The organism is Micromonospora sp. NPDC023888 (genome assembly GCF_040639415.1).
Taxonomy (GTDB): domain Bacteria; phylum Actinomycetota; class Actinomycetes; order Mycobacteriales; family Micromonosporaceae; genus Micromonospora.
This window is the reverse complement of sequence record NZ_JBEZZW010000022.1, coordinates 76,685-88,923: the sequence shown is the minus strand read 5'-3', so window position 1 is coordinate 88,923 and position 12,239 is coordinate 76,685. Positions and strand designations below refer to the sequence as shown.

The 12,239-nt window shown below is 72.7% G+C and carries 11 protein-coding genes; 6 read left to right on the top strand and 5 right to left on the bottom strand.

The genetic code is table 11. The features are described 5' to 3' along the window. Positions 1 to 77: 77 nt before the first annotated feature. Positions 78 to 767, top strand: a complete 690-nt coding sequence (locus AB0F61_RS20505; protein WP_357811904.1) for a DUF4142 domain-containing protein — start codon at positions 78 to 80, stop codon at positions 765 to 767. A 63-nt stretch (positions 768 to 830) separates the two neighbouring features. Here AB0F61_RS20505 and AB0F61_RS20500 read toward each other — a convergent pair whose 3' ends face one another. The 5 genes from AB0F61_RS20500 to AB0F61_RS20480 form a co-directional block, all read right to left on the bottom strand. Continuing rightward, entirely contained in the window at positions 831 to 1,118 is a 288-nt protein-coding gene (locus AB0F61_RS20500) for an Lrp/AsnC ligand binding domain-containing protein (protein ID WP_357074810.1), read from the bottom strand. 84 nt (positions 1,119 to 1,202) lie between these two features. Continuing rightward, positions 1,203 to 2,072, bottom strand: coding sequence for a sugar phosphate nucleotidyltransferase (locus tag AB0F61_RS20495; RefSeq protein WP_357811901.1), 870 nt, complete (start codon positions 2,070 to 2,072; stop codon positions 1,203 to 1,205). Then, positions 2,069 to 2,611 (bottom strand): NUDIX domain-containing protein, encoded by a 543-nt coding sequence (locus AB0F61_RS20490; RefSeq protein WP_357811899.1) that lies wholly within the window; start codon positions 2,609 to 2,611, stop codon positions 2,069 to 2,071. The genes AB0F61_RS20495 and AB0F61_RS20490 overlap by 4 nt, the downstream gene beginning before the upstream one ends. Before the next feature lie 52 nt (positions 2,612 to 2,663). Then, a complete protein-coding gene (locus AB0F61_RS20485) occupies positions 2,664 to 4,457 on the bottom strand; it encodes an HD domain-containing protein (RefSeq protein WP_357811963.1) in 1,794 nt (597 codons plus the stop codon). A gap of 127 nt (positions 4,458 to 4,584) precedes the next feature. Further along, positions 4,585 to 6,339 carry a DEDD exonuclease domain-containing protein gene (locus AB0F61_RS20480; protein ID WP_357811897.1) on the bottom strand — a complete coding sequence of 585 codons (1,755 nt, stop codon included), beginning with the start codon at positions 6,337 to 6,339 and terminating at the stop codon, positions 4,585 to 4,587. 127 nt (positions 6,340 to 6,466) lie between these two features. On the opposite strand from AB0F61_RS20480, the gene AB0F61_RS20475 reads away from it, so the two are divergent. From AB0F61_RS20475 to AB0F61_RS20455, 5 genes are all read left to right on the top strand, one after another. Beyond that, complete coding sequence (locus AB0F61_RS20475) at positions 6,467 to 7,921, top strand: NYN domain-containing protein (RefSeq protein WP_357811894.1); 1,455 nt, start codon at positions 6,467 to 6,469, stop codon at positions 7,919 to 7,921. Between the two features lie 178 nt (positions 7,922 to 8,099). Continuing rightward, positions 8,100 to 8,819, top strand: a complete 720-nt coding sequence (locus AB0F61_RS20470; protein WP_357811892.1) for a DinB family protein — start codon at positions 8,100 to 8,102, stop codon at positions 8,817 to 8,819. 264 nt (positions 8,820 to 9,083) lie between these two features. Continuing rightward, positions 9,084 to 9,302, top strand: a complete 219-nt coding sequence (locus AB0F61_RS20465) for a hypothetical protein (RefSeq protein WP_357811890.1) — start codon at positions 9,084 to 9,086, stop codon at positions 9,300 to 9,302. Between the two features lie 234 nt (positions 9,303 to 9,536). Next, positions 9,537 to 10,796, top strand: coding sequence for a M48 family metallopeptidase (locus AB0F61_RS20460; protein ID WP_357811961.1), 1,260 nt, complete (start codon positions 9,537 to 9,539; stop codon positions 10,794 to 10,796). Beyond that, positions 10,793 to 11,917, top strand: coding sequence for a glycosyltransferase family 4 protein (locus tag AB0F61_RS20455; protein WP_357811888.1), 1,125 nt, complete (start codon positions 10,793 to 10,795; stop codon positions 11,915 to 11,917). Before AB0F61_RS20460 ends, AB0F61_RS20455 begins: the two co-directional genes overlap by 4 nt. Positions 11,918 to 12,239 lie beyond the last annotated feature (322 nt).

Sequence of the window (12,239 nt, the reverse complement as noted above, 5' to 3'; positions counted from 1 at the left end):
CCGCGCGACGGGCGATCGCAGGAATAACCCCGGTGAGCCGGGTATCCGTGCGGTCCAACGTCTCAAGGGGGGGAAGCATGTTGGGTATCAAACGCCTCGGCCTGTTGGCCGCACTGGTACTGGTCGGGGTCGCGCCGGCTGCGGCCGCGCAGGCCGCGGCACAGCCGTCGACGCAGGACACCCAGTACCTGCAGGCAATACACCAGGTCAACCTGTTCGAGATCACCGCCGGTGACCTGGCTCAGCAGAAGGGCCAGGACCAGGGGGTCAAGGACCTGGGCGCGATGCTGAAGACCGACCACACCCAGCTGGACCAGACGGTGCAGCAGACCGCGTCCCAGCTCGGGGTGGAACTGCCGAACGAGCCGAGCGCCGATCAGCAGGCGGTCATCGACAAGCTGAACAACGCAAGCGGTGCGGAGTTCGACCGGCTCTGGGTGACAAGTGAGCTGGCCGGCCACGTTCAGGCCATCCAGGCCACCCAGACGGAGATCTCGCAGGGCTCCGAGCAGTCGGTGGTCCAGTTGGCCCAGACGGCCCTGCCGACGCTGCAGGCGCACTACGACGAGCTGGTGCAGCTCGCCAACAAGCTGGGCATCCCGGTTCCGCAGACCAGCGCCAGCGGTACGCCCAGCCCGGGCGGCACCGGCACCGAGTCCCCGGCTCCGGGTGGCACCGGCACCGAGTCGCCGGCTCCGGGTGGCGGCACCGAGTCCCCGGCTCCGGGTGGCGGCACCACCGAAACGCCGGCTCCCAGCATGAGCTGACGTAGCGACAGCAGACGGCCGGTCCACCCGTGCGGGTGGACCGGCCGCCGCGCGTGCGCGCTGTCAGTCGGCGCTGGCGAGGCCGATCGCGAACGCCTCCTCCAGGTCGTGCTGGGAGTACGCCCGGAACGCGATGTGCGACTCGGTGTTGAGCACGCCCGGCACCTTGGAGATGCTGCCGGCGATGACCTGGGCGATCTGGTCGAACTCGCGGACCCGGACGATGGCGATGAGATCGACGTGCCCGGCCACCGAGTAGACCTCGCTGACGCCGGAGAGGCTGGCCAGGGTCTCCGCCACCTCGGGGATCGCGTCGGTGGCACAGTCGATCAGCACGATGGCGGTGATCACGGGACAATTCTCCGTTCGTCGGCGTCGTCGCCCATGCTAGATGTTCCCGGGTGGTCAGGCGTCCTGCCCCGTCCTCAGGGCCACTCAGCCGTTGGTGGCTGCCGCAACCGTGCGTCCGTCCCCAGTCCGGATCACGCCGCGGAGCTGCTCGCCGTCCGGCACGACGGCACCGGGCCACACCACGGTGCGGAACACGTCGCCGTCCACCCGCGCGCCCGCGCCGACCACCGACTCCACGCAGCGGCCGGTCACCGTGGCGGACGGGTCGACGAGGGCGCTGCCGCCCGCGGCGTGCAGGTTGGCCGCCAGGTAGTCGGCGGGGGTGCCGGTGTCGTAGAAGGTGCCCGGGTAGGGCATCACCTCCAGCGCACCCGCCGCCTCCGCCGGACGCCAGATGGCGCGGACCAGGTCGGAGAAGACGACAGGCAGATCACGGACCAGCCGCCAGGGCAGCAGCGAGAAGCCGGTGAAGCAGTGCCCGGCGAAGGTGCCCGGTGCCGCCGGGTCCGCGGCGGGCTGACCGAGCAGGCGTACGGTGTGCCCGTCCCACCCGTCGAGCAGAGCGGCCACGTCCGGGCCCGGCGAGGCAGCCGGGTCGGCGAGGTACGCGTCGGCGTTGCCGACCAGCACCGGCCGCCCGTCGATCCAGTCCCGCAGGTTGGCCACCCCGCCCGCGGTGCCCAGCGGGTCGCCCGGCTCGACGGACAGGTGTGCGCGGTCGCCGACGTGCGCGACCACCTGGTCGCCGAGATAGCAGGCGTTCACCGCGACCCGGGCGGGGCCGACCAGGCCGAGCCCCGCGACCCGGGCCAACGCCCGATCCAGCAGCGGAACGTTGCCCACCGGGCAGAGCGCCTTGGGCACCCGTTCGGTGAGCGGGCGCAACCGGGTGCCCTCACCGGCGGCGAGCACCACCGCGCACAGCTCCGCCGGCACGGAAGCCGTGCCGGTCATGGCAGGTCGTCGGGGATCGGGGGCGGGAACTGCCCGGCCAGCGGCCCGATGTCGTAGTAGGCGAGCAGCCGGGCGGTCGGCCAGGTCAGCTTGGGCAGGTCGTCCAGCGGGTGCCACGCGGCTTCGAAGACCTCCGCGCCGTCGACCGCCAGTGCGGTGTCGGACGCCGGCACCTCCGCCTCGAAGACCATGTCCACCCAGCCCTTGGCGTGCACGATCGCGTTCGGCACCGCCGGACGTAGCCGGGACGGCGGGAGTCGGATGCCGGATTCCTCGAACAGTTCGCGGGCCGCACCCACCACCGGGGCCTCGCCGCGGTCCAGGAGGCCGGCGGGCAGCGACCAGCCCTTGCCGGGCGGTTGGCGCAGCATCAGCAGCCGCCCCGCGCCCGGTGCCTCGGAATCGCGGACCAGGGTGACCGCACCGACGATGTACTTCGGCATCGCCAGCTTGACCAGGCGCCGCCGCACCGGCAGCGGCAGCCGGTAGAAAGCCTGGTAGAAGATGGCCCGACCGGTGGCGCGGGAACGGGGGATCATGACCCCAGGCTAGTGGTCACGAATGTCCCTCGGACGCGCCGGGCCGGCCCGGTCACTGCCGATGGTCGACCAGGTCGATGAGCTGGCGTACCACGGTGTCCGGTTCGATCACCCGGTCGAAGACCGCGACCAGCAGGGTCTCCAGGTCGGGATAGCCCAACTCCTCGGAGAGGCGCAACAGCGGCAGGTCACTGGCGAGGCCGCGGTTGTGCTGACGCAGGGTCAGCCCGATGGTGGCCCGACCGAGACGGACCTTGTCGCTGATCGTGATGCCCGGCTCGGTGTGCTCGGCGAACCACCTGTTGATCTGCATCTGCGCGTGCGGCGACTTGACGAAGCTCAACCACTCGCGGCGGGGGCCGCGCGAGGCGACACCGGCCTCGAACCCGTTGTCGCCGTCGTTCTCGGTGAAGATCTCCACCACGTCGCCCTCGTCCAGCTCCGAACTCAGCGGGGCCAGCCGACCGTTGATCCGTGCCGCAAGACATCGGTCGCCGCGTTCGTTGCCCAGCTCGTACGCGAGGTCGACAGGGGTCGCGCCGCCCGGCAACACGATCTGCCGCCCCTCGGCGAACACCTGGATCTGGCCCTCGGCGAGGTCGCAGCGCAACGACTCGAGGAACTGCGCCGGGTCGGCGGCGTCCGGCTCCCAGTCGAGGACCCGGCGCAACCAGTCCAACTGCTCGGCGCGGGCTGCGGCGCTGCTGCTTCCCGAGCGGGGGAAGCGGAAGTCGGCGGCGATGCCGTACTCGGCGGAGCGGTGCATCTCCTCGGTGCGGATCAACACCTCCACCGTGCGGTCCTGCGGGCCGCAGACGCTCGTGTGCAGCGAACGGTAGAGGTTGTTCTTCGGTGAGGCGATGAAGTCCTTGAAACGGCCGGGGATGGGTCGCCAGGTGCCGTGGATCGCGCCCAGCGCGGCGTAACAGTCGGTGGCCGGGCCGTCGACGACCACCACGATGCGGGGCAGGTCGAACGGCGCGGTGTGGCCGCCGGCGATGGTGTCCTTCCAGATCGAGTAGAGGTGCCGGGGGCGGGGGCTCACCTCGGCGTCGACCCGGCTGCGCTTCAGCGCGACCCGGGCACGGGTGACGACCGCGTCGAGGTACGTGTCCCAGCCCGGCCGGTCGTGCACGTGCCGGGCCAGCCGGGCGTGCTCGTCCGGCTCCAGGTGCAGCAGCACCACGTCGTCCAGCTCGCGCTTGAGGGTCTGGATGCCCAGTCGGTCACAGAGCGGGACCAGCACCTCCTGGGTCTTGCGGGCGATGCGCTCCCGCGACGACGCCGAGCGCACCCCGAGGGTGCGCATGTTGTGCAGCCGATCGGCCAGTTTGATGATCAGCACCCGGACGTCCTTGGCGGCCGCCACGATCATCTTGCGGATCGTCTCCGCCTCGGCGGCCTTGCCGTAGAACGCCTTGTCGAACTTGGTCACCCCGTCGACCAGGTGGGCCACCTCGCCGCCGAAATCCTCGGAGAGCGCCTGGAGGGTGTAGCGGGTGTCCTCCACGGTGTCGTGCAGCAGCGCCGCGACCAGGGTGGTGGTGTCCATGCCCAGCTCGGCGCAGATCTGCGCCACCGCGAGAGGGTGGGTGATGTACGGCTCACCGCTCTTGCGGAACTGCCCGCGGTGCATGTTTTCCGCGATCGTGTACGCCCGTCGCAGCACCGCGGGGTCGGTGCCGGCGTGGATGCCCCGGTGGGTGCGAACCAACTGGGTGACCGGGTCGGAGTCGGTGGTCGGCCAGCTCAGCAACGACCGTAGTCGGCGGGCGAGCGGCAGCTCACTCGGCTGTGTCGGCAGGGCGCCCCCCAGGGCGGCGCCGTGTCCGGCGTCGACGTCCACGAGGGACACCTCCTCACCCCGGCTCCGCGACGCCGTGACCCGGCGGCGGGAGCAGGCCCACGAATCGGGCAGGACTGCACTTCTCTAACAGCCTAAGCGAGTCGACGTAGTCCGATCGGTCAGTTGGTCATGAGCGTTCGGTCGAGAGTTGGTGGGACGCGCCGTTCTCGGCCTTCGCCAGCAGGTCACGGAACCGCCCCGCGCCGCCCACCGGGGAGGACCAACCGGAGGACATCTCGACCAGTCGGGTCTCCGGTCGCTCCAACCAGGACAGGATCCGCTCGGACTCCTCGGCGGTCGCCGCCGGCACCGGGCCGTGCCCGCCGGCCACCGTTTCGGCAGTGGCCCGGATCGCGGCCAGCGTGGGTCGTGGGTGCACGCCGGGCGGGGACACCCCCGCGCCGGCCAGCCGGCCGTGGCGCACCAGCGCCAACTCCCAGCCGCCCCGGGCGGTCGGACGGGCCGCCGCCAGCTCGACGATCCCGGTCAGCGCGGCCAGCCGCTGCATCCGCACGGTGGCCCGCAGCACCGCCGCCAGCCGGGACCGCACCACCGCGGCCTCCTCGTAGCGCTGGTCGGCCGAGAGCACGTCGATCCGGGCGAGCAGCGCGTCCACCACCGGCTGCGGGTCACTTGTCGTGGCGGTGCGGAAGGGCCGGGCCGCGCTGTCGTCGTACTCCTCGGGGGTGATCCTGTGCTCGCAGGGTGCCGGGCAGCGACCCAGCTCGGCCAGCGCGCAGGCCGGCGTGACGGTGCGCAGCGAGAGCCGGTGCGTGCACTGGCGCAGTGGCACCGCGTCGTGGAAACCGGCGGCCGCCAGCTCCGCGGCCCGCCGGGAGGTGAACGGCCCGAGGTACGCGGTGTCGGTGGGGGCGAGGTCCCGGACGATCGAGAGCCGAGGATAGGGGCCGTCGGTCAGCTTGAGCCAGACCATCCGCTCCGGGTATTTCGACCGCCGGTTGTACGGCGGGGCGTGCGCGGCGATCAGGCGCAGCTCGCGGACCTCCGCCTCCAACGAGTGGGCACACTCCACCGCCTCGACCCGCTCGGCCGCCGCGAGCATCTCGGAGATCCGCGCCCGCTTCTCGCCGGCGGTGAAGTAGCTGCGCACCCGGGTGGCGATGTCGACGGAGGTGCCCACGTAGAGCGGTCGGTCGTCGGCGGCCCGGAAGATGTAGACCCCGGGGACCTTGGGCAGCCCCTCGGCCAGGTGCCGTTTGCGACGTTGCGTCGGGGTGACCGCCCGGGCGAACTCGATGGCGTCGCCGACCGTGTCCACCCGGTGCCCGCCGAGCCGACCGATCAGCCCGTGCAGCACGTCGACGGTGGCCCTCGCGTCGTCCAGCGCCCGGTGCGTGGGTTGGGTGGCGGTGCGGAAGTAGGCGGCCAGGGTGCCCAGCTTGCGGTTGGGCACCTCGTCGCGGGTCAGCACCCGACGGGCCAACGCCGCCGTGTCCAGCACGCGGGGGTTGGGCCAGCGGTAGCCGTGCTTCACGCAGGCCGCCTTGAGAAAGCCCACGTCGTAGGGGGCGTTGTGGGCCACCAGCACCGCGTCGGCGATGAACTCCAGGAAGCTCGGCAGCACCTGCTCGATCGGCGGCGCCGGCACCAGCATCGCCTGGGTGATGCCGGTCAGCACGGTGATGAACGGTGGGATCGGCTGCCCCGGGTTGACCAGGGTGGCCAGCTCACCCAGTTGCTCACCACCGCGCACCCGGACCGCGCCGATCTCGGTGATGCCACCGCCGTCCGGCGCACCGCCGGTGGTCTCCAGGTCGACCACCACGAAGGTGGTCGCGTAGAGCGGCAGCGCCGGGTCCACCCCGCCCACCGCCGGGTCGAGACCGGCAAGTGACTCCTGGACGTACTCCGCCTGTGCCATCGCCGGCACGCTAGCGCGTCGGTCCGACACTCGCGTCGCAGCCGCCTCACCAGTCACCATGGGGCTAGGATGAGAGATCGGCTCACTCACCGGGCGGTGGGCCCGGTCGCGGTGGGAGACTTGCCACATGCCCCTCACCGAGCCGTCCGACGACCACCTCCCGCAGGAGGATCTGGTCGCGCTCGACGGTGCTGCGGGCAACCCGGACGACAACGTAGTCAGCGCGACATCCCACGCATCCGGCGCGACGGTGGCCGGCGACGGCGGGGCCGGCGAGCCGGAGCCGACGTTGCCCGAGCCGGTCCGGCAGCGGATCGTGACGCTTACCGCCACCGTGCTGCCCACCCTGCCCTCCGACGAGGTGCCGGTCCCGTTGCGTCGGGTGGCCAAGTTCGCCCCGAACCGGCGGGCCCGGCTCGGCGCACCGGCCATCGCCGCCCAGCTCACCGCCGACCCGCTGTTCCGGCAGCGGGTCACCGCCCGGGTCCTGGCCGACGCCGGCGACCTCGGGGCCGCCGTCGTCGAGGGCACCGCGCCCGCCGCCGCCGACCCGGTCGAGGTCGCCGCGCTGGCCTACCTGGCCCGCCCGCGCGGCTGGCGGGAGCTGATCGACGCCAGCGGTGCCGCCGTGCGTGCCGAGGCGGACAGCGCGGTCGTCGCCGAACTGGTCCGGGAGGCCGAGCAGCGGGCCACCCGCGCCGAACACGACCGGGCGGTGGCCCGGGTCGAGGCGGAGAAGCTACGCGACGAGCTGGCCCGCGTCCGGGAGGAGCTGGGTCAGCTCCGTGAGGAGTCCCGGCAGGTCGCCCGCACCCTCCGGGAGACCCAGGCCCGCGAGCGCAAGGCCACCGAACTGCTGGCCACCGAGCGTGGCCGGGCCGCGCGCGCCAGCGCCGACGTCGACGCCGAGCTGCGCCGCGCCCGCGCCCGACTGGCCGAGGCGGAGGCCGCCGCCGGGGTGGCCCGGGCCAGCGCCAAGGAGGCCCGCTCGGTCGACGACGCCCGGCTCTGGCTGCTGCTGGAGACCATCGGCCAGGCCGCCGTGGGCCTGCGCCGCGAGCTGGCGCTCGACCCGGTCGACAAACTCCCCGCCGACTTCGTCGCCGACGCGTTCGCCGAGCAGCCGGGCACCGCTCCGGCCAGCCCCGCCGCACGTGCCCGCGACACCGACGACCCGGCTCGGCTCGACCAGTTGCTCGCTCTGCCCCGGGCGCACCTGGTGGTGGACGGCTACAACGTCACCAAGCGCGGCTTCGGCGAGATGTCCCTGGAACAGCAGCGCAAACGCCTGATCACCGGGCTGGGCGGGATCGCCGCGCAGACCGGCGACGAGGTCACAGTGGTCTTCGACGGTGCCGAGCGGATGCACGGGCTGCCGCCCGCGCCGCGCGGCGTACGGGTGCTCTTCTCCCGCAAGGGCGAGACCGCCGACGAGCTGATCCGGCGGCTGGTCCGCGCCGAGCCCGCGGGTCGGCCGGTGGTGGTGGTCTCGTCCGACCGTGAGGTCGCCGACGGGGTGCGCCGGCACGGCGCCTACCCGCTGGGCGCCGACTCGCTGCTACGGCGGCTCGCCCGCTCCTGACGCCGTCCGCGGGCGCTGTGATCGACACGGGTTTCATGATGTCGGGGTGTCCAACCACTTGGGACGGTCGGATTTCCTGCAAATCGAGTCGATCTCGCCCTCGCCGACCGGTCGAACCGTCTTCCTGTCGTATCCGAGGGCTAGCGTGGCCGCCGTCGCCGATGGGAGGACGTTCGCCATGACCCAGGACAATGTCAAGGTCTTCGTCGACAGAGACCTGCGAGGTGCCCGGTTCAACAGGTCGACCTTGGCCGGTGCGGTGATGCGCGGCGTCGATGTGAACGGCCTGGACATCGACGCGCCGTGGCTCGCCGAGGGCACGCTCCTGGTCAACGGCGTCGATGTTGCGCCGCTTGTCGAGGCCGAGCTCAACCGACGATTCCCCGGGCGCGACCTCAGGCAGGCCACGGACCCGGAGGGCCTTCGTCTGGCGTGGGCGGCGCTCGAAGCGGCCTGGGCGTCCGCAGTCGACCGGGTCCGGTCCATGCCCCCGGGCGCGGTCGACGTCTCGGTCGACGGCGAGTGGTCGTTCGCGCAGACCCTGCGTCATCTCGCGTTCGCAGCCGACACCTGGCTGGGCAAGTCGATCCTGCGCCTGCCGCAGCCCTTCCACCCGCTCGGCCAGCCGAACGTCGAGTACGAGACCGACGGCTTCGACATGTCGATCTTCGCCGCCGAGCAGCCGACGTTCGCCGAGACCCTGGAACTGCGGGCCGAGCGGCAGGCGATGGTGCGCGACTTCGTCGCGGCCGTCACGCCGGACCTGCTCGCCGAGCCTCGGCCGGCCGCCTGGTGGCCCGAGCAGCAGGTGTCCGTCCTGCACTGCCTCCACGTGATCTTCGACGAGGAGTGGCAGCACCTCCGCTTCGCCCTGCGCGACCTCGACGCGCAGGACTGAGGCGGCGGCCACCGGGCCGGGTCGCGGCTGACCGCCCTCGGCTCCGGCTGGTTGCGGTGTCCGGGCACGCGAGATCGGGAATGTCGGGGTGTCCGACCGGTCGGGATACCCCGATATCGCTGATCTGGAGGGGGTCTCGCCCCCAAACGGATGGTCGGACGCGGTTTCTGTCGTACCCGGTGGTTAGCGTCGATGTGACCGACGGTGCTCGGACGGCGACGGCAGGGTGCGCCGACCGTGCGTCGCGAGCGATCAGGAGGCGTGATGCTCATCGACTGCGACGGGTGCGCGAGGCGGGACGCCGGCTGTTCCGGCTGCCCGCTCACCGCCCTGTTCGACGAGACGTCCCCGGCCGCCGGGCTGGTCGCCGCCGAGGTGGAGGCGATCGAGGTGCTCGCCCGTGCCGGTTTCGACGTGGAGGTGCTGGCCGCGCCCGCGCGTTCCGGTGCGGCTCGTGGCCGTGCCGTCCGCCGGATCGCCTGAGCGCGACACCGTGCCCGGGAGCGGGCTTCTCGCGGACCATAGGATGAGCGGTCACGGCGGGAGGAGCGGCGCAATGAGCGGGGTGGGACGGCACGACGGCGGGCTCGTCGGAGCCGCGCTCGTCGGCGCGGCCTGCGGCGGCGCTGTGTCAGGCGGCGCTGCGTGCGGTGGTTCTGCGCACCACGATTCGGTGTGCGGCAGCGGCGACACGGCGCGCCGCACGGCGGTGTCCCGTTGACCCCGCGCGGGTGGGCGCTGCTGACGCTCGCCGGGTTGACCATCGCGCTGGTCGTGGTCGCCGCGCTGGTCATCCCGTGGCACCGACCGCCGGCCCCGCGGGCCGACCAGCTCGCCGCGCTGCGTGACCTGCCGGCCGAGCAGGTGGTCAAGGGTCGGGAGTTCCGCGCCGCGCTGCGTCCCGGCGGTTACACAGCGCTCGCCGTGGGGCTGCTTGTCGCTCTCGCGCTCGGGCTGACCCCGCTGGGCAGCCGCCTGGTCGAGCTGGTGGGCCGGCCGTTCGGGGGGCACTGGGCCGCGCAGGCGGTGCTCGGCGGGCTGGCCGTGATGCTCGTCGCCGACCTGGTGACGCTCCCGTTCGCCGCCTGGCGCCAGAGCGTGCTCACCCGCTACGGGTTGAGCACCAACGGCTGGAGTGGCTGGGCGGTCGACCTGCTCAAGTCGTACGCGGTCAGTGCGGTGATCGGCGCGGTGGCGCTTGTCGGCTTCTACGCGGTGATCCGGTTCGCGCCGCGCTGGTGGTGGGCGTTCGGCGCGGGGGGTGCGGCTCTGCTCGTGGTGCTGCTGTCGTTCGTGCTGCCGGTGCTTGTGGAGCCGGTCTTCAACAAGTTCACCCCGATGGAGCAGGGTCCGCTGCGTACCGAGCTGATGAGCATGGCCGCCCGCGACGGGGTGCCGGTGCGCGACGTGCTGGTCGCCGACGCTTCCCGGCGCACCAGGGCGGTGAACGCGTACGTCTCCGGTCTCGGACCGACCCGGCGGGTGGTCGTCTACGACACGCTGCTGCGCGAGGCGACCCCGGCCGAGGTGACAGCCGTGGTGGCGCACGAGTTGGGGCACGCGAAGGACTCCGACGTGACGGTGGGCACGTTGACCGGGGCGCTGGGTGCCGCGGCCGCCGTGGTGGCGCTCTACCTGCTCGGCTCGTGGGCGCCGCTGCTGCGGCTGGCCGGCGTCGACTCGGTCGCCCAACCACGCGCCTTTCCGTTGCTGCTGGCACTCGTCACGGTGGCCGGGTTGGTCGCCACGCCGGTGCAGGCGCTGATGTCGCGACGGGTGGAGGCGCGGGCCGACGCGCACGCGCTCGCGCTGACCCGTGATCCGCAGGCGTTCGAGTCGATGCAGCGCCGGCTCGGATCGGTGAACCTCGGCGACCCCGATCCGCCGCGCTGGGAATACCTCTACTCGGCCTCGCATCCGTCCACCGTCGAGCGGATGGCCGCCGCCCGCGCGTACGCCCGGGAGGCTGGCCGATGAGCCGCACGCTGTTGATCACCAACGATTTTCCGCCCCGTCCGGGCGGCATCCAGTCCTTCGTGCACAACCTCGCGGTGCGGCAACCGGCCGGCTCCGTGGTCGTCTACGCGTCGAGCTGGCGTGGGGCCGCGAAGTTCGACGCCGACCAGCCGTTCGAGGTGATCCGGGAGCGCACCCGGGTGCTGCTGCCCACCCCGTTGATCGCCCGCAGGGCGGCGCGGTTGGCACGTGCCTACGACTGCGACACGGTGTGGTTCGGTGCGGCGGCCCCGTTGGGGTTGCTCGCCGCCGGCCTGCGTCGGCGGGCCGGCGTACACCGGGTGGTGGCGCAGACCCACGGCCACGAGGTTGGTTGGGCGGCGCTGCCGGCGGCCCGGCCGGCGCTGCGGCGCATCGGTCGGGGGGTGGATGTCACCACCTACCTCGGCGAGTACACCCGCAGCCGGTTGGCGCGCGTGCTGGACGGGGTGACCGAGCTGCGCCGGCTCGCCCCTGGGGTCGACGTGGACACCTACCACCCGACCGTGGACGGCGAGCAGGTCCGGGCCCGGCTCGGGCTGACCGACCGTCCGGTGGTGGTCTGTGTGTCCCGGCTGGTGCCGCGCAAGGGCCAGGACATGCTGATCCGGGCACTCCCGGAGATCCACCGCCGGGTGCCCGAAGCGGCACTGCTGATCGTCGGCGGTGGGCCGTACCGGGCGACCCTGGAGAAGCTGGCCCGGCAGACCGGTGTGGAGCGGGACGTGGTGTTCACCGGCTCGGTGCCGTCGGCCGAGTTGCCGGCGCACTACGCGGCGGGCGACGTCTACGCGATGCCGTGTCGCACCCGCAACCGTGGCCTCGACGTGGAGGGGCTGGGCATCGTCTACCTGGAGGCGTCCGCGACCGGCCTGCCGGTGGTGGCCGGCGACTCCGGGGGCGCACCGGACGCGGTCCGCGAGGGGGAGACCGGTTACGTCGTCCGCGGGCGGGATGTGGCGCAGCTCGCCGACCGGGTCGCCCGGCTGCTCGCCGATCGGGACCTGGCCCGCCAACTGGGTGCTGCCGGCCGGGCCTGGGTGGAGCGGGAGTGGCGCTGGGAGGCGCAGGCGGAACGGATGAGAGCGCTGCTCGCCGGCTGAGCGCCGCCCGCGTTCAGCTCTCCCGGGCCGGCGCGTAACTCGGCCGTGCTCAAGCCCTTCCACGTGGGGTCGCTGGCCCATCCGCAGTGCGGTACCGACGGTCAGCTTGGTGACGTTGTACAGCAGGGGCACGTGTCCCCGTAGCCGGCCGCTGTCCAGCAGGTCGTGGCGGAACATCAGCTCGAACATGCCGCGGTGGGCCGCCGCGAAGCCCAGGTACGTCCGGGCCAGCGCGGTCGATCGGGTACGAGGGCGACGTGGTCCAAATGGTCGACGTGCCCGTTCCCTTGTCGGTGAGCCTGCTCCGTGTCCTCGTCGGCCG

Coding starts and splice junctions, on each gene's coding strand:
- AB0F61_RS20505 (WP_357811904.1), top strand. CDS start 78: ATGTTGGGTATCAAACGCCTCGGCCTGTTGGCCGCACTGGTACTGGTC.
- AB0F61_RS20495 (WP_357811901.1), bottom strand. CDS start 2,072: ATGACCGGCACGGCTTCCGTGCCGGCGGAGCTGTGCGCGGTGGTGCTC.
- AB0F61_RS20475 (WP_357811894.1), top strand. CDS start 6,467: ATGCCCCTCACCGAGCCGTCCGACGACCACCTCCCGCAGGAGGATCTG.
- AB0F61_RS20490 (WP_357811899.1), bottom strand. CDS start 2,611: ATGATCCCCCGTTCCCGCGCCACCGGTCGGGCCATCTTCTACCAGGCT.
- AB0F61_RS20455 (WP_357811888.1), top strand. CDS start 10,793: ATGAGCCGCACGCTGTTGATCACCAACGATTTTCCGCCCCGTCCGGGC.
- AB0F61_RS20480 (WP_357811897.1), bottom strand. CDS start 6,339: ATGGCACAGGCGGAGTACGTCCAGGAGTCACTTGCCGGTCTCGACCCG.
- AB0F61_RS20470 (WP_357811892.1), top strand. CDS start 8,100: ATGACCCAGGACAATGTCAAGGTCTTCGTCGACAGAGACCTGCGAGGT.
- AB0F61_RS20465 (WP_357811890.1), top strand. CDS start 9,084: ATGCTCATCGACTGCGACGGGTGCGCGAGGCGGGACGCCGGCTGTTCC.